The following is a 15,465-nucleotide window of genomic DNA, read 5'->3' on the forward strand; positions in this document are numbered from 1 at the left end:
CAGGTCGCGGCGCGGCACGGAGCGACGCCCCTCGATTCCGACCGTAGCAGCACACGCCCGCCCCAGCCGCCGAACGGACGCCCGCACCGCGATCGGTGCCCGAGGTCCGACACGGGTGGGACCTTGGGCCCTATCGGCCGCGCGCGCTCCGCGCGAGGCTGGAGGTCGAAGCGAAGGAGGCAGGCCATGACCGAAGCAGCACAGGACCGGGTGATCGTCGTCGGGATCGACGGGTCGAAGTCGTCGCGGAGGGCCCTCGACTGGGCGCTCGGGCAGGCCGAGGCCACCGGCGCGACCGTGACCGCCGTGCAGGCCTGGCAGGTGCCCGTCAACTACGGCACCGTGACGATGGTGATGCCCGGCAGCATGTTCGAGAAGGACGCCGAGGCCGCGCTGGCCGCCACGGTCGATGCCGCGACCGCCGCGCACCCAGGCGTGCAAGTGCGGCAGTTCGCCGCCGAAGGCCACCCCGCCAAGACCCTCATCAACTGGGCGAAGCGAGCGGAACTGCTGGTCGTGGGCAGCCGCGGGCACGGCGGATTCGTCGGCTCGCTCATCGGCTCCGTCAGCCAGTACTGCGTGCAGCACGCGTCCTGCCCGGTCGTGGTCGTCCGCGACTGAACCGGCGGCCCGCGCCGGGCCCCGCGACCCCGCCGTTTCGCTACGATCAGGGCATGGCCACCACGCCGCCGCCCCCTCACGGCCAGCCCGAACGGCTGCCGATCGACCGCCTCCTCGGCGAGCTGGCCTCGCGCGTGGACGAGATCGTCCTCGACCGCGAACGGCTGCGGGCGCTCCTCGACGCGGTGATCGGCATCGGCTCCGACCTCGAACTCGCGGCGATCCTCGACCGGATCGTGGCCGCCGCCTGCAAACTGGTCGACGCCCGGTACGGGGCCCTGGGCGTCCTCGACGACTCCGGCGGCCTCGCCGACTTCCGCACCCACGGCCTCAGCGAGGCCGAACGGGCCGCACTCGGCGACCCGCCGACCGGCCGGGGCATCCTCGGCCACATCATCGAGCACCCCGAGCCGCTGCGCCTCACCGACCTCTCCGCGCACCCCGACTCGGTCGGGTTCCCGCCCGGCCACCCGCCCATGAAGACCTTCCTCGGCGTCCCGGTCACCGTGCGCGACAAGGCCTGGGGCAACCTGTACCTCACCGACAAGCGCGGCGGCGGCCGGTTCACCGAGGACGACGAGGCGATCATCGAGGCGCTGGCCGCGGCGGCCGGGGTCGCGATCGACAACGCCCGCCTCTACGCGGAGCTGGCGGCCTCCCAGGCCGAGCACGAGCGCCTGGTCGTCTACCGCGACCGCGACCGCATCGGGCGCGACCTGCACGACCTCGTCATCCAGCGGCTCTTCGCGACCGGGCTCCAGCTGCAGAGCGTCCTCCACCTCGTCGACGCCCCTGAGGCGACCGAGCGGATCAACACCGCGGTCGACGAGATCGACGGCGCCATCTCCGATCTGCGCGCGGCGATCTTCAGCCTCCACTCCGGCGCCGAGCAGCCGCTCTCCGCGACCGTGCGCGGCCTCGCCGGCGTCGTCCGCCACCAGCTCGGGTTCACACCGAAGACCCGCTTCGAGGGCCCGGTCGACAGCGACGTGCCCGAGCAGGTGCGCATCGAAGTCCTCGCGATGCTGCGCGAAGCGCTCAGCAACGCCGCCCGCCACGCCCGCGCGCACCGCGTCGAAGTCGTCCTCGCGGTCGCGGACGAGCACCTGGTGATGACCGTGACCGACGACGGCCGCGGCGTCCCGCCCGGTGCCTCGCGCCGGGGCCTGGCGAACCTGGCCTCCCGCGCCGAAGCGCTCGGCGGGACCTTCACGCTCACCGGCGTCGAGCCCTCCGGAACCGAGCTGCGCTGGCACCTGCCGCTCTAGGCGCTCAATCGAAGAGGCGCGAGGCGAGCACCGCCGCCTGGGTGCGCCGCTGCAGGCCGAGCTTGGCGAGCACGCGGGTCACGTAGTTCTTGACGGTCTTCTCCGCCAAGTGCATCCGCTCCGCGATCTCGCGGTTGGTCAAGCCCTCGCCGATGAGGGCGAGGAGGCGCCGCTCCTGCTCGGAGAGCCCGTCGAGTTCGGGCGCCCGGGGCGGGCCGGAGCGCAGGCGCTCCAGGACCGCGCCGGTGACGCGGGCGTCCAGCAGCGACTGGCCGTCGGCGACCTTCCGCACCGCTTCGACGAGGTCGTTGCCGCGCACCTGCTTGAGCAGGAACCCCGCCGCACCGGCCTCGATCGCCGCGAACAGCGTCTCATCGTCCTCATAGGAGGTGAGTACGAGGACGGCGATGGACGGATCGGCCTCGCGCACCCGGCGGCACACCTCGACGCCGCTGCCGTCGGGCAGCCGGGCGTCCACGACCACCACGTCGGGATGCGAGGCGGGCACCCGCCGGATCGCCTCGGCGACGCTGGCGGCCTCGCCCACGATCTCGATGTCGCCGTCGCGTTCGAGCAGCTCGCACAGGCCCCGCCTGACCACCTCGTGATCGTCCAGCAGGAACACCCTGATCAATGCCGTGTCCATGCTTCGAGTATGAGCGGCCCCGACCCCGACGGCACGCTTCCGAGGTCCGCGATGCCGAGGACTTTCGTCCCGCGCAGAGTTGCGCGACCCGCGCGGAAGGGCCGCGACCTTCGCGGTCGCGGCCCTTCCCGTATCGGCCTACTTGAGCCAGGCGTGGCGCCTGACCAGGCTCAGCCTGCCCCAAGCGGCGCCGAGGCCGAGCGTGTCCCCGGCGCGGGCCAGCGCCAGGCCGATGAGCAGGCCCGCGTAGACGAGGTGGTCGTCCATGAACGGGTTGTTCTCGGGAGGCAGCGCGGCCGTCCACATCAGCACGAGGAGCAGCACGCCCGCGGCGGCCGCGATCCGCATGCCGATGCCGAGGATCAGCGCGAGGCCGATGCCGAGCAGCCCGGCCATGAACAGCCAGTCGACGAACGCCGAGCCGGCGAGCCCTTGGTAGAAGTCCGCGAAGGGGCCTTTCGTGCCGAAGGACAGGAAGCCCTCGGTCGGGCTGCCGCCGTCGATCCACGCGTCCTTCGCCTCGGTGGCGAAGCCGAGTCCGAAGGTCTTGTCGAGGAAGGCCCACAGGAAGATCCAGCCCAGGGCGAGGCGCAGGGCGGCCCACACGTAGTCGACGGCGGTGCGCCGGGCCGCCGCGCTCGTCGGGACGGGCCGGAGGTGAGGAGCGGTGGTCATGGCGATGCCTTTCCAAGCGGGGACGGGAAGTCCGGTACTACTCCAGACAACCGCCGATCCCGCTCCGGGAAGAGAGGCCAGAGGCCGCATCGCGAGGGACTTAGGTCCCGGGGTCACCGGGCCGGGACGATCGCCGACCGGCCTTCCCACGAGCCGTGTTCGGACAGCGGCCGGAACCGCATGGTGGTGAACTCGTGGTGGAAGTCCCGCCGTTCGCGTTCGGCCATCGCCTCGTGGTGGCGGCGGGCGGCGTCGCCGCCGTCGCGGCCGAAGACCATGCCGGTCATGGCGCGGGCGCTGGTCCAGACCGAGAAGGTGCCGACGGTGCGCGGCGGGCGCATCGCGGCCAGCGCGAGCGTGGTCTCGGGGTGGTCGCGGACCTGGCGTTCGACCGGCCTTCCCCAGTGGACGAACCGGGGCACCTCGGGAAGGCGCATGCGGGCGAGGGTCACGGCGACGACGGGCTCGGCGGGATCGGTGCGTCCGGTGTCCGCGGGGAGGTGCGCGAGTTCGCGGACCGAGCCCCAGCGGCGCAGGAACTCCAGTCGCACCTGCCATCCGGCGTCGAGGACCCGGCCGAGCGGGCGTTCGGCGAGGAATGCTTCGAGGGCCGCTTCGTCCTCCCATTCGGCGAACACGGCGAGCCGCCGCAGCCGCATCCGGCGCGGGGAGACGGCGGGCGCGCCGAGTTCCATGGCGGCGAGGACTTCGAGGTGCCGCAGCCCGGGGGCGGCGGGCGGGCGCGCGAGCGCGGCGGCGGCGCGGCCGAGGGGCGCCCGCGCGAGGTGGAACGAGTGGAGGGCCATGGGTGCCATCCAACCCGAGAACGCGCCGGGCCGCCACCAGATGTCACCCGTCGAAACGGTTCGCAAGGCGCAAAGCGATGGACGGGCGCGGGCCGCTCTGGTTGTATCGACGGAGCGCAACCGGACCGGAGGACGACCTTGATCCCGATCGCCGATTTCCGCATCGACATCCCCCAGGCCGCGCTCGACGACCTGCACGAGCGGCTCCGGCTGACCCGCTGGCCCGCAGCGGGTCCCGAACCGGGCTGGGCGGACGGCGTGCCCGTGCTCTACCTGCGCCGCCTCGCCGACTACTGGCTGCACGAGTACGACTGGCGGGCCCACGAGGCCGCGCTCAACGCCTTTCCCCAGGGCCTCACCGAGATCGAGGGGCAGCGCCTCCACTTCCTCCACGTGCGCTCCCCCGAACCGGAGGCCCTGCCGCTGGTCGTGACGCACGGCTGGCCGGGGTCGGTCGTCGAGTTCATGAAGATCCTCGGCCCGCTCACCGATCCCCGGAGCCACGGGGGCGATCCGGCGGACGCCTTCCATGTGGTCGCGCCGTCCCTGCCCGGGTTCGGGTTCTCGACGCCGCTGTCCGCGCACTGGGACCATGCCCGCATCGCCGCCGCGTTCCTGGCCTTGATGGACGGGCTCGGCTATGAGCGCTTCGGCGCGCACGGCGGCGACACCGGCTCGAAGGTCTCTCCCGCGCTCGGCCGCCTGGCCCCCGACCGGGTGGTGGGCGTCCACATCAACGGCGGGCTCGAGCTGCCGAGCGCCGACGCCGACCTGCCCGCGCTCACCCCCGAGGAGCATGTGCGCCTGGCGAGCGTCCGGGAGCTGGTGCGGCACGGCACCGGATACGCGGACCTCCAGTCGACGAAGCCGCAGACCCTCGCCTACGCGCTCAACGACTCCCCCGTGGGTCAGCTCGCGTGGATCGCGGACAAGTTCAAGGACTGGACCGACCCGGCCCGCGAACTCCCCGAGCGGGCCGTGGACCTCGACCAGTTGCTCACCAACGTGACTCTCTACTGGCTCACCGGGACCGGCGCCTCCTCGGCGCACCTCTACCGGGCCGTGCGCGACGAGTCCGCGCCGGAGCCTTCGGACGTGCCCACGGGCGTGGCCGTCTTCCCGAACGACCCGGCGGTGCGTCCGCTCCTCGAACGCGCGCACCGGATCGTGCACTGGTCCGAGTTCGACCGCGGCGGGCACTTCGCCGCGATGGAGGCCCCGGACCTGCTCGTACAGGACCTCCGGGAGTTCTTCCGCCCCCTGCGGGGCCTTGAGAGTTGAACGGTCGCAAGCGAATCGGAGACACCGAGGCGGTGACCTCCAGCGGCTCGGCCTCCGACGCGGGCGCGGGGGCGGTGCCGCGCCGCGTGCTCATCGCCCTGTGCGCCACCCAGATCACCGGCTGGGGCGTGCTCTTCTACGCCCTCCCCGTGCTCCTCGGCGACCTGACCGCCGACACGGGCTGGTCGACGGCGGAGGTGATGGGCGCCTTCTCGATCGGCCTCGCCGCGTCCGCGCTCGCGGGCATCGCCGTCGGGCACCTCATCGACCACCGGGGCCCGCGCCTGGTCATGACGACGGGCTCGGTCCTCGCGGTGCTGTCGGTCGTGGGGATCGCGACGGCGCCGAACCTGTGGTGGTTCACCGCCGCGTGGGTCCTCTCGGGGGTCGCCCAGGCCGCGGTCCTCTACAAGCCCGCGTTCGCCGCCATCACGGCCTGGTACGGGCTGCGGCGGGTGCGGGCGCTCACGGTGCTCACGCTCGCGGGCGGGCTCGCGAGCACGGTCTTCGCGCCGCTCACGGCCTATCTCGCGGGGCACTTCGACTGGCGCGGCGTCTATCTCATCCTGGCGGTGGTCCTCGCGGTGGTCACCGTCCCGGCGCACGCGATCGCGCTGAACCCGCCGTGGCCGGGTGTCCGGCCCAAGGGCGAGACGTCCGGCGTGGACCGGAGGTCGATCATCTCGTCCCCGGCGTTCATCGCGCTCGCCGCCGCGATCGCCTTGACCGCGTTCACGATGGGGACCTCGAACCTGTACCTCGTGCCGCTCCTGACCGGCCGCGGCATGGACACCGCGACCGCCGCGTGGGCCCTCGGGCTGTGCGGGGCGGGCCAGTTGCTCGGACGCATCGCCTACGCGCCCATAGCACTCCGCACCGGGCCGACCGTGCGCGCGGCCGCGATCCTCGGCGTGGGGGCGGTGACCATGCTCGCCACGGCGCTCGTCGCCGGGCCGCTCGCCCTGGTCTTCGCCGCCGTCATCCTCCTCGGCGCGGCCCGCGGCGCGTTCACGCTGCTCGACGCCACGGTCATCACCGACCGGTGGGGGCCGAACGGGTACGGCACGCTCCACGGCATCCTCACCGCGCCCGCCACCGTCGCGATGGCCCTCAGCCCCTGGGCCGGGGCGCAGCTCGCGGCCCGGACCGGCGGGAACCCGCAGATGTTCGCGCTCCTCGCCGGGCTCACACTCCTTGCGGCCGTGATCGTCTCGGCCGAAGCCCTCGCGCGCCGCCCGGCCCGGCGGTGAGTTTCGCGCTGGTCTCACCTTGCGTTGCGAAGTTCATATGCAGTCCTTCGGATGCCGCGGGGAAGCGCTCCCAGGCGATGGCCTCCTTCGAGAGTCATCGGTGAGCATCAGTTCGGCCGCGCCCGTCCCTACCAGACTCCTCAAAGATCCGATTAATCGACTCCATCACCACCGCTTTCAAGGTCGATACGCACGGTTCATCCACGATGGCACCGCTCCCTTGACGTCATACATCACATGAAAGTACCCTGAGGACACCCTCGCATCGACATACTTCGATTGAAGGTTTCGACCTTCGTGGCCCGCAAGGAGATACAGCAGTGAGACCTTTCTCGAGCCGGGACCGGTCCGGGCGAAGACGCCCGGGCGCCCCTCTGCGGCTGCTGGCGACGGCCGGCTTCCTCGCCGCCGCCGTCATCGGATCGCTCGGCACCGCGCCGGCCCAGGCCGCGCCGCCCGCCGCCTCGCCGGACGTCACCACCCTCGCGGCGAGCGCCGGCTGCGGCGCCGCCCCGACCCTGTCGAGCGGCACGCACACGATCCAGAGCGGCGGCGTCAACCGCTCGTTCATCCTGCGGGTCCCCGACAACTACGACAGCAGCCGCGCCTATCCGCTGATCTTCGGGTTCCACTGGAACGGCGGCACGGCCGGCGACGTCTCCTCCGGCGGCACCGACGGCGCGCTGTGGTCCTACTACGGCCTGCAGCGGCTCTCCAACAACAGCGCGATCTTCGTCGCGCCGCAGGGCCTCAACAACGGCTGGGCCAACTCCGGGGGCCAGGACGTCACGTTCGTGGACAACATGATCGCGCGCATCGAGTCCGGCCTCTGCGTCGAGACCACGCAGCGCTTCGCCCTCGGGTTCAGCTACGGCGGCGGCATGAGCTACTCCCTCGCCTGCTCCCGGCCGACGGTCTTCCGAGCGGTCGCGGTCTATTCGGGCGGGCAGCTCAGCGGGTGCAGCGGCGGCACGCAGCCCGTCGCCTACCTCGGCATCCACGGCATCTCGGACTCGGTCCTCAACATCTCCGCGGGGCGTTCGCTGCGCGACCGGTTCGTGGCCAACAACGGCTGCACCCAGCAGAACCCGCCCGAGCCGGGCTCCGGGAGCCGCACGCACATCGTCACCGCCTACTCGGGCTGCCGGGCCGGATACCCGGTCGTGTGGGCCGCGTTCGACGGCGGGCACACCCCCGGTCCGATCGACGGGACCTATGAGGACGGGTGGGAGACCTGGACCTCCGGGGTCACCTGGAACTTCTTCTCCCAGTTCATGTCCGGCAACCCGGGCGGCGGGGACGACGCGGGCACGATCGTCGGCGCCCAGTCGAACCGGTGCCTGGACGTGACCGGCCAGTCCCAGAGCAACGGCGCGCAGGCGCAGCTGTGGGACTGCACCGGCAGCGCCAATCAGCAGTGGACCCACACCGCCGCAAGCGAACTGCGCGTCTACGGCAGCAAATGCCTCGATGCCGAGGGCGGCGCCACCGCCCCGGGCACCAGGGTGATCATCTGGGACTGCCACGGCGGCGCGAACCAGAAGTGGAACGTCAACGCGAACGGCACCGTCACCAACGCCCAGTCGGGACTGTGCCTCGACGCCTCGGGGAACGCGACCGCCAACGGCACCAAGGTCGTCCTCTGGACCTGCAACGGCGGCGCCAACCAGCGCTGGACCCTCAACTGAACGATTGAGTGACCGACCGGGCGGCCTTCGTGCCGCCCGGTCGGCCCGTGTCTTCGAGGTGGGACACCGGCGCAGAGCCGGCAGCGGCTGAGATGGGACTCGAAGTCTCCTACGACGACGGATTCACTTGGACCGCAGTCGCACTCGACGTCGACCACGAGCACGGCACCGCCACCGCCGTGCTCCATCACCCGGAGGACGCGGCGTACGTCTCGACCCGCATGACCGCCACCGACGCCGCCGGGGCGGAAGTCGAGCAGACCACCATCTGGGCCTACGGCCTGAGCTGATCCCCACGGCCGTGCGCGCTCCGAGCCAACTCCGGATCGGAGCGCGCGCGGTCGGTCGTGCCGCCGCGGACGCTGAGGGCGACGCCGGCCAGAGTCACGGCCAGGCCGAGCCAGGCGAGAAGCGGGACGGCCGTGCCGAACATCGCCCACGCCCACAGCATGGTCGTGCCCGGGGTCAGGTAGAGCAGGGTCGCGGCGGTCGTGGCGCCGTTGCGGCGGACCACCGCCCAGTACGAGCCGTATCCGCCGATCCCGGCCAGGACGGTCACGCCCGCGACCGCGCTCCAGAACCCCAGTGAAGCGGGCGGCGCGAACGCGCCGAGCGGCGCGGAGACCGACGCGAACACCACCGCGGTCGTCAGGAACTGCACCGCGAGCGCGTCGATCGGGCCGAGGCTCGTCGGGCCGGTCCGCCGCTCGAAGACCGTGGCCGCCACCAGGCTCAGCATCGCGCCGAGCGGCAGGGCGTACGCCCACAGCGGCGCCTCGCCGCCGGAGAAGTCCGCCGAGACGACCAGTGCGACGCCGCCGAAACCGATCGTCATCCCGCCGATCCGCTTGGCCCTCACCGGTTCCCCGAGCAGGGCGAACGCCGCTGCCGCGGTCACGACCGGCTGGAGCGCGGCGATGAGCGCCGTCGTCCCCGGATCGACACCGAGCCCGCTGGCGGCGACCACGCCGTATAGGTAGCCGGCCTGCGCGAGCAGGCCGATCACCACGTGCGCGCCGATGTCGCGGGCCCGCCAGCGCCGGCGCCTCACGAGCAGCCACACCAGTGCGGGCGGCGCCAGGAGCAGGAATCGCCAGTTCAGGACGGTCAGCGCCGGGGCGTGGCGGGTCGCGAGTTCGGCGCCGATGAAGCCGGAGCTCCACAGCACCACGAAGGCCGCGGCCCAGGCCCGGTCGAGCGGTTTCACAGGCGCCTCCACGCGGGTAGACAGATCGGTATACCTACCCTAGTTATACAGGTCGGTATACTTCCAGTGGAATCCGAGGAGCAACGCCATGACGACCGACACCGCAGTCCTCACCCCCGCCGCCCGCCGCATCCTGGCGACCGCGAGCGAGCTGTTCTACCACCGCGGCATCGGCGCGGTCGGCGTCGACCTCATCGCCGCCGAATCGGGGGTCACCAAGAAGACCATCTACGACCGGTTCGGGTCCAAGGAGAACCTGATCGTCGCCTACCTGCGCGAGCGGGACACGCGCTGGCGCGCGGTGGTCGAGCGGCACGTCGCCGCCGCGGGCGGGCCCCGAGAGGCGGTCGTCGCGGTCTTCGACGCACTCGAGGAGTGGACGCGCACGGCCGGGGAGCGCGGGTGCGCGCTCATCAACGCCCGTGCGGAACTGGCGACGCCGGAGCATCCGGTGCGGGCGCTGGCCGCCGAGGAGAAGCAGTGGCTGCTCGCGCGTTTCACCGCGCTGCTGGAGGCGGCCGGGGCCGCCGATCCGGAGGGCGACGCGGTCGAGCTCCTGCTGCTGCACGAGGGCGCGATCGTCATGCACGACGTCGGCGAGGTGCCTTCGGCGATCACCCGTGCCCGCGAGGCGGCGCGCCGCTTGATCGACCGGGCCTGAACGCTACAGCTTCGGGGCCTCGCGCGGGAGGAGCACGAGCTTGGCCAGCCTGGTCAGGACCGCGACGAGCAGGAAGGCCGGCAGGAGACTCAGGAGTCCGAAGAGGACGATGAGCGGGAGGTACACGCCCCAGTCGTCCGATCCGGCGGCCCAGGCCCGGGGCTCGTCGTAGCCGGTGAACATGGAGGCGCGGCCCTCCATCAGGCGCACGTCGGCGGTCTGGCCCGCTTCGCAGCCGCCCGGGACCTCGATGATGACGTCAGCCGTGGCGGTGCCGTCGTCCCCGGTGACCGTGCCGCGGCACACCTGACCGCCCCTGCCGTCGGTCACGCTCACCACCGTGGCGGTGCCCGGGGTTCCGGCCTCGCCGTGCGAGGCGCGGTAGCCGTCGGTCAAGGCCATCACGTTGGCGTACAACGCGAGTGGGAACAGGGAGAGGATGCCGCCGAGCACCAGGAGGATCACGGCGGTGACGGCGGGGTGCGGGCGTTTGGGGGTCTCACCGCGGGCTGCGGCCATGTCCTGCTCCGGGGTTCGTCGTTTGACAGAGCTCATCGATTGACGATGCTCACCGTTTTACCAGGAGGTAGCGGACCTCGGGGCGGCCGACACTGCCGTAGTGCGGGCGGCGCTGGGCGATGCCGTTGTCCGCCAGGTATTCGAGGTAGCGGCGAGCGGTGACGCGGGCGATGCCGACGGCGGTCGCGATGGCGGCGGCGGACATGCCCTCGGCTGCCTCGTCGAGCGCGCGGTTGATGGCGTCCAGGGTGGAAGCGCTGAGGCCCTTGGGAAGTGGGCCCTGGCCGGGCGTGCGCAGTTCGGAGAGCATCCGGTCGACGTGGTTCTGGCCGCCGACCTCGCCGGGCCCGACGACCTGCTCGCGCCACGCCGCGTAGCTCTCGAGCTTGCCGCGGAACGTCGCGAACGTGAAGGGCTTCAACAGGTACTGCATGACGCCGGAGGAGACCGCCGCGCGGACGACCGAGAGGTCCCGCGCGGAGGTCACGGCGATGACGTCGACCGAGGCCCCGGCGGACCGCAGCGCCGCGCACACCGCCAGGCCGTGCGTGTCCGGCAGGTTGAAGTCGAGCAGCAGCAGGTCGACGGGGTGCCGGGAGCAGAACCGGATCGCCTCGTTGCCCGAGTGCACGACCCCGGCCACGGTGAACCCGGCGACGCGCTCGACATAGGCCCGGTGGGCTTCGGCGGCCACCGGATCGTCTTCCACCACGAGTACGCGGATCATCGGCTTGACGATATCGGTAGCCGGACGGTGAACACGGCGCCGCCGTCGGAAGGGCCGCCGTCTTCGGGGGCGATGCCGTTGGCGACCTCGATGCCGCCGCCGTAGCGGCGCACGGCCTGCCCGACGAGGGCGAGGCCCAGGCCCCGCCCGTTCTCGGAGGGCTTGGTCGACCAACCGCGGCGGAAGATGTCCGCGCCGTCCGCGACGCCGGGGCCGGAGTCGGCGACGCGCACGAACAGCTCCCCCGCGTCCGACCGGACGGTGACGGTGACCGTGGGGGCGCGTTCGGCGGCGTGCTCGACGGCGGCGTCCATCGCGTTGTCGATGAGGTTGCCCAGGATCGTGATCAGGTCGCGCGGGTCGACGCCCTCCCCCGAGTCCTGCATGGCCGTGTCGGCCGTCAGCACCAGGTCGACGCCGCGTTCGCTGGCCTCGCTCAGCTTCCCGAGGAGCAGCGCGGCGAGCACCGGTTCGGCGACGGCGCCCACGACGCGGTCGGTGAGCTCCTGCGCGGTCTCGAGCTCGTCGGTCGCCAGCGCGACGGCCCGGTCCACATGGCCGAGTTCGATGAGGGAGATGACGGCGTGCAAACGGTTCGCGGACTCGTGGGCCTGGGCGTGCAGGGTGTCCGCGAAGCCGCGGACCGTGTCGAGTTCGCCGGTGAGGTTCTGCAGCTCAGTGTGGTCGCGGAGGGTGACGGCGTTGCCCATGCGGCGGTCGCGGGAGCGCACCGGCATGGAGTTCACGAGCAGCAGTCGGGTCTCGGTCAGGTGCAGCTCGTCGCTGCGCGCGTCGGGTGAGGTGAAGGCCGCGGCGAGTTCGTCGGTGAGGCCGAGGTCGGCGACGGGGGTGTCGTGGACGTCGGCGGGCAGGCCGAGCAGGTCGCGGGCGGCGTCGTTGCAGAGGACGACGCGGCCGTCGCCGCCCACGAGCACGAGCCCTTCCTTGACGGAGTGGAGGATCGCCTCGTAGTACTCGAACATGCTGCGCAGTTCGGCGGGGGCGACGCCGCGGGTCTGGCGGCCGAGGCGGGCGCTCACCAGGTAGCTGCCCGCGACGCCCACGACGAGCACGGCGGCCGCGACCGCGGCGAGCGGCAGGAGGCGCTCGTTGAACTCGGCGGCGATCGCCTCCACGGTGATTCCCGCGGCCACGAGCGCCACGACGTCCCCGTCCTCGTCGAAGACGGGCACGACCGCCCGCACGGACGGCCCGAGAGTGCCGGTGTAGGTCTCGGTGAAGGCGTGGCCGGCCAGGGCTTGATCGATGTTGCCGATGAACGGCTCGCCGATCCGCTCGGGGTCGGGATGGGTGTAGCGGATGCCGTGGGTGTCCATGATCGTGATGAAGTCGACCGCGGTGTCCGCGCGCACCTGCTCGGCGTAGGGCTGCAGGTCGCGGCTGGGGTCGGGCGTGGCCAGCGCGGCGGTGACGCTCGGGGAGTCGGCGACGGTCTCGGCGACGGCGACGACCGCCTGGCGGGCCTTGTCGTCGGTCGCGCTTCCCGCATAGTGGTACGCGACGGCCGCGCCCGCGCCGACGAGGAGGCTGACCAGGACGAGTTGCAGCACGAGGAACTGCCTGGCCAGGGTCCACGGTTTGGTCACACACCATGTGTACACGTGCCGATCACGAGACCGAAATGAACAGAATCGTGACTGGCTTCACAGGGGGATGGACACTTTTGGAATCCCATCCATCCCTGAGGAGACGAAGATGTCTACGCCACCGCCCCCGAAACGCCGTGATCGCACCCATTACCTGTACCTGGCGGTCATCGTCGCCGTGGTGCTCGGCATCCTCGTGGGCTTCGCGGTCCCCGAGTTCGCCGTGCAGCTCAAGCCGCTCGGGACGGGCTTCGTCGCCCTCATCAAGATGATGATCATCCCGATCATCTTCTGCACGATCGTGCTCGGGATCGGATCGGTCGCGAAGGCGGCGAGCGTCGGGAAGGTCGGGCTCATCGCCTTGGGCTACTTCCTGCTGATGTCGACGTTCGCGCTGGCGATCGGCCTGGTCGTGGGCAACCTGCTGCACCCGGGCGAGGGCATGCACCTCGACCCGGCGGCGGCCTCCACGGCGCAGGAGACGGCGGCCGAGGCCGGCGGCCACACCACCGTGGACTTCCTGCTCGGGATCATCCCGGAGAGCCTGGTCTCGGCGTTCACCGAGGGCTCGGTGCTGCAGGCGCTGCTGGTGGCGCTGCTCGCCGGGTTCGCGCTGCAGCGGATGGGTCCGGCCGGCGAGCCGATCCTGCGCGGCATCGGGCACCTGCAGAAGCTGGTCTTCCGGGTCCTCGCGATGATCATGTGGGCGGCGCCGATCGGCGCGTTCGGCGCGATCGCGGCCGTGGTCGGCGAGACCGGCTGGGACGCGCTCAAGAGCCTCGCGGTGATCATGTTCGGCTTCTACGCGACCTGCCTCCTGTTCGTCGTGTGCGTGCTGGGCACGGTGCTGTGGCTCGCGGCCCGCGTCAACCTGTTCAAGCTGCTGCGCTACCTCGGCCGGGAGTTCCTGCTGATCGTGTCCACCTCGTCTTCGGAGTCGGCGCTGCCGCGGCTCATCGCCAAGATGGAGCACCTGGGCGTGAGCAAGCCGGTCGTCGGCATCACCGTGCCGACCGGCTACTCCTTCAACCTGGACGGCACGGCGATCTACCTGACGATGGCGACGCTGTTCATCGCCACCGCGCAGGGCGAGCCGCTCGGCCTCGCCGAGCAGATCTCGCTGCTGGTCTTCATGATCATCGCGTCGAAGGGCGCAGCGGGCGTCAGCGGCGCGGGCATCGCGACCCTCGCCGGGGGCCTGCAGTCCCACCGGCCGGAACTGGTGGACGGCGTGGGCTTCATCCTCGGCATCGACCGGTTCATGTCCGAGGCGCGGGCGCTGACCAACTTCGCCGGGAACGCCGTCGCGACGGTCCTCATCGGCACGTGGACGCGGCAGTTCGACCGCGAGCAGGCCATGCGGGTCTTCGCCGGCGACCGACCGTTCAACGAGGCCACCTTGGTCGACGACCACGCCGCGGCCCCTGAGGTGCCGCGCCAGGCGCCTGAGAAGGAGACGGTCCCGGTCTGATCGAGAGGACGGCGGCATCGGGGGAACCCGGTGCCGCCGTTCGCGTTCCGTCCGCGCGTGCTTCTGGGGAGGTACGGCGCGGCTGCGCCTTACCTCCTGCGGGGTAGGGCGATTGCCATCCCGGGGCCGATGCCCCATCGCCACGACGGCGGCAGACTCCACGGCGTGCGGCGGCGGGCCGCACTGAGTCGTGAGGGGTGTGCTCGGTGAAGGTGTTCTTCCTGGGGTGGACGCGGTTCGTCGTCGTCCTCCTCGTGCTCCAGGTCGGCCTGGCCGGCTGGGGAGCGGTCTCGGGCGGCGGGGAGCGCGTCATGCGGTTCATCGCCCACGCCGGCAACGGCGGCATGCTCATATTCTGGCTCATGCTGTCCGTGGTCTTCGCGCTCATCGCCCGGCCCGGCTGGCAGACCGTGCTGCTGACCGCCTTGTCCGCGTTCATGATCCTGATGCAGGGCGCGTTCGCCTACGGCTTCGGCACCTCGGGGACGCTCGGCGGCGTCGGCATCGCGCTGCACGCGCTCAACGGCCTCGGCATCCTCACCCTGCAGTTGATCGTGGCCCGGCGGGCCAAGCGGGCGGTCGACGCGAAGCGCGCCCTGCGAGCGGAAGGAGTCCCGGCATGAACCGCGTCTTCACGATGATTCTGCGGGTCTGGATGGTCCTGCTGCTGGCGCTGCTGGTCGTCCAGTTCGGACTGGCGGGGTTCGGCGTCGGCTACGGCGGGGCGCTGGACGACGGCTTCGAGGGGCACTTCCGCCTCGGCAACCTGCTGCTGTACCTCTACGCGGCCGCGATCCTGCTCGCCCTCGCGGCGCGGGTCGGCGCGCGTATCACGTGGCTGACCGCGTTGGGCGCCTTCATGATCGCGTTCCAGCATCTGCTGGCGATCCTCAACGTGCCCGCGACGCTGTGGGGCCAGTCCCTGTTCCTGGTCCACGCCCTCAACGGGCTGGCGCTCATCTTCCTGACCTATCGGATCGGCAGGCTGGTGCGGGCGCGGCGACCTCAGCCGGTACCGGCCGCATAGCCGCCCTGCGA

17 protein-coding genes are annotated in these 15,465 nt (G+C 71.8%); 10 read left to right on the forward strand and 7 right to left on the reverse strand.

The features are described from left to right. Nucleotides 1–186: 186 nt before the first annotated feature. The gene (locus tag O2L01_RS22830) at nucleotides 187–621 is read left to right on the forward strand and encodes a universal stress protein (protein WP_270124343.1); all 435 of its coding nucleotides are present in this window, start codon (nucleotides 187–189) and stop codon (nucleotides 619–621) included. A gap of 53 nt (nucleotides 622–674) precedes the next feature. Next, entirely contained in the window at nucleotides 675–1,889 is a 1,215-nt protein-coding gene (locus O2L01_RS22835) for a GAF domain-containing sensor histidine kinase (protein WP_270124344.1), read from the forward strand. Nucleotides 1,890–1,893: 4 nt separating this feature from the next. Here O2L01_RS22835 and O2L01_RS22840 read toward each other — a convergent pair whose 3' ends face one another. From O2L01_RS22840 to O2L01_RS22850, 3 genes are all read right to left on the reverse strand, one after another. Then, a complete protein-coding gene (locus tag O2L01_RS22840; protein WP_344469083.1) occupies nucleotides 1,894–2,523 on the reverse strand; it encodes a response regulator transcription factor in 630 nt (209 codons plus the stop codon). A gap of 150 nt (nucleotides 2,524–2,673) precedes the next feature. Next, nucleotides 2,674–3,210: a DoxX family membrane protein gene (locus tag O2L01_RS22845; protein ID WP_270124346.1), complete on the reverse strand. Its 537-nt coding sequence runs from the start codon at nucleotides 3,208–3,210 to the stop codon at nucleotides 2,674–2,676. A gap of 113 nt (nucleotides 3,211–3,323) precedes the next feature. Beyond that, the gene (locus tag O2L01_RS22850; RefSeq protein ID WP_270124347.1) at nucleotides 3,324–4,016 is read right to left on the reverse strand and encodes a hypothetical protein; all 693 of its coding nucleotides are present in this window, start codon (nucleotides 4,014–4,016) and stop codon (nucleotides 3,324–3,326) included. Nucleotides 4,017–4,154: 138 nt separating this feature from the next. Between O2L01_RS22850 and O2L01_RS22855 the strand changes: the two genes are divergently transcribed. From O2L01_RS22855 to O2L01_RS22870, 4 genes are all read left to right on the forward strand, one after another. Further along, nucleotides 4,155–5,297 carry an epoxide hydrolase family protein gene (locus O2L01_RS22855; protein ID WP_270124348.1) on the forward strand — a complete coding sequence of 381 codons (1,143 nt, stop codon included), beginning with the start codon at nucleotides 4,155–4,157 and terminating at the stop codon, nucleotides 5,295–5,297. Nucleotides 5,298–5,329: 32 nt separating this feature from the next. Further along, complete coding sequence (locus tag O2L01_RS22860; RefSeq protein ID WP_270124349.1) at nucleotides 5,330–6,547, forward strand: MFS transporter; 1,218 nt, start codon at nucleotides 5,330–5,332, stop codon at nucleotides 6,545–6,547. Nucleotides 6,548–6,921: 374 nt separating this feature from the next. Then, nucleotides 6,922–8,235: a lectin gene (locus O2L01_RS22865; protein WP_374727657.1), complete on the forward strand. Its 1,314-nt coding sequence runs from the start codon at nucleotides 6,922–6,924 to the stop codon at nucleotides 8,233–8,235. 92 nt (nucleotides 8,236–8,327) lie between these two features. Continuing rightward, on the forward strand, nucleotides 8,328–8,525 hold the full coding sequence (locus O2L01_RS22870) for a hypothetical protein (protein ID WP_270124351.1): 198 nt from the start codon (nucleotides 8,328–8,330) through the stop codon (nucleotides 8,523–8,525). On the opposite strand, the gene O2L01_RS22875 is transcribed toward O2L01_RS22870, so the two are convergent. Continuing rightward, nucleotides 8,510–9,442 (reverse strand): DMT family transporter, encoded by a 933-nt coding sequence (locus O2L01_RS22875; protein ID WP_270124353.1) that lies wholly within the window; start codon nucleotides 9,440–9,442, stop codon nucleotides 8,510–8,512. The genes O2L01_RS22870 and O2L01_RS22875 overlap by 16 nt on opposite strands. A gap of 88 nt (nucleotides 9,443–9,530) precedes the next feature. On the opposite strand from O2L01_RS22875, the gene O2L01_RS22880 reads away from it, so the two are divergent. After that, a complete protein-coding gene (locus O2L01_RS22880) occupies nucleotides 9,531–10,103 on the forward strand; it encodes a TetR/AcrR family transcriptional regulator (RefSeq protein WP_270124354.1) in 573 nt (190 codons plus the stop codon). Nucleotides 10,104–10,106: 3 nt separating this feature from the next. On the opposite strand, the gene O2L01_RS22885 is transcribed toward O2L01_RS22880, so the two are convergent. Genes O2L01_RS22885 through O2L01_RS22895 form a run of 3 tightly spaced genes read right to left on the reverse strand, consistent with a single transcriptional unit; the run spans nucleotide 10,107 to nucleotide 12,956 of the window. Beyond that, entirely contained in the window at nucleotides 10,107–10,658 is a 552-nt protein-coding gene (locus O2L01_RS22885) for a hypothetical protein (RefSeq protein ID WP_270124355.1), read from the reverse strand. A 13-nt stretch (nucleotides 10,659–10,671) separates the two neighbouring features. Beyond that, a complete protein-coding gene (locus O2L01_RS22890; protein ID WP_270124356.1) occupies nucleotides 10,672–11,349 on the reverse strand; it encodes a response regulator in 678 nt (225 codons plus the stop codon). Beyond that, nucleotides 11,346–12,956 carry a sensor histidine kinase gene (locus tag O2L01_RS22895; RefSeq protein ID WP_270124357.1) on the reverse strand — a complete coding sequence of 537 codons (1,611 nt, stop codon included), beginning with the start codon at nucleotides 12,954–12,956 and terminating at the stop codon, nucleotides 11,346–11,348. Before O2L01_RS22895 ends, O2L01_RS22890 begins: the two co-directional genes overlap by 4 nt. A gap of 109 nt (nucleotides 12,957–13,065) precedes the next feature. Between O2L01_RS22895 and O2L01_RS22900 the strand changes: the two genes are divergently transcribed. The 3 genes from O2L01_RS22900 (at nucleotide 13,066) to O2L01_RS22910 (ending at nucleotide 15,454) form a co-directional block, all read left to right on the forward strand. Beyond that, a complete protein-coding gene (locus O2L01_RS22900; RefSeq protein WP_270124358.1) occupies nucleotides 13,066–14,427 on the forward strand; it encodes a cation:dicarboxylate symporter family transporter in 1,362 nt (453 codons plus the stop codon). Nucleotides 14,428–14,633: 206 nt separating this feature from the next. Then, complete coding sequence (locus O2L01_RS22905; RefSeq protein ID WP_270124359.1) at nucleotides 14,634–15,050, forward strand: hypothetical protein; 417 nt, start codon at nucleotides 14,634–14,636, stop codon at nucleotides 15,048–15,050. Beyond that, the gene (locus tag O2L01_RS22910; protein WP_270124360.1) at nucleotides 15,047–15,454 is read left to right on the forward strand and encodes a hypothetical protein; all 408 of its coding nucleotides are present in this window, start codon (nucleotides 15,047–15,049) and stop codon (nucleotides 15,452–15,454) included. The genes O2L01_RS22905 and O2L01_RS22910 overlap by 4 nt, the downstream gene beginning before the upstream one ends. Nucleotides 15,455–15,465 lie beyond the last annotated feature (11 nt).

This window comes from Glycomyces lechevalierae, assembly GCF_027622945.1.
GTDB classification, from domain to species: Bacteria; Actinomycetota; Actinomycetes; order Mycobacteriales; family Micromonosporaceae; genus Glycomyces; species Glycomyces rutgersensis.

What these genes read in the sequence shown, in the direction of transcription:
- O2L01_RS22900 (WP_270124358.1), top strand. Translation starts at nt 13,066, where the DNA reads ATGTCTACGCCACCGCCCCCGAAACGCCGTGATCGCACCCATTACCTG.
- O2L01_RS22885 (WP_270124355.1), bottom strand. Translation starts at nt 10,658, where the DNA reads ATGAGCTCTGTCAAACGACGAACCCCGGAGCAGGACATGGCCGCAGCC.
- O2L01_RS22890 (WP_270124356.1), bottom strand. Translation starts at nt 11,349, where the DNA reads ATGATCCGCGTACTCGTGGTGGAAGACGATCCGGTGGCCGCCGAAGCC.
- O2L01_RS22835 (WP_270124344.1), top strand. Translation starts at nt 675, where the DNA reads ATGGCCACCACGCCGCCGCCCCCTCACGGCCAGCCCGAACGGCTGCCG.
- O2L01_RS22830 (WP_270124343.1), top strand. Translation starts at nt 187, where the DNA reads ATGACCGAAGCAGCACAGGACCGGGTGATCGTCGTCGGGATCGACGGG.
- O2L01_RS22880 (WP_270124354.1), top strand. Translation starts at nt 9,531, where the DNA reads ATGACGACCGACACCGCAGTCCTCACCCCCGCCGCCCGCCGCATCCTG.
- O2L01_RS22845 (WP_270124346.1), bottom strand. Translation starts at nt 3,210, where the DNA reads ATGACCACCGCTCCTCACCTCCGGCCCGTCCCGACGAGCGCGGCGGCC.
- O2L01_RS22850 (WP_270124347.1), bottom strand. Translation starts at nt 4,016, where the DNA reads ATGGCCCTCCACTCGTTCCACCTCGCGCGGGCGCCCCTCGGCCGCGCC.
- O2L01_RS22910 (WP_270124360.1), top strand. Translation starts at nt 15,047, where the DNA reads ATGAACCGCGTCTTCACGATGATTCTGCGGGTCTGGATGGTCCTGCTG.
- O2L01_RS22870 (WP_270124351.1), top strand. Translation starts at nt 8,328, where the DNA reads ATGGGACTCGAAGTCTCCTACGACGACGGATTCACTTGGACCGCAGTC.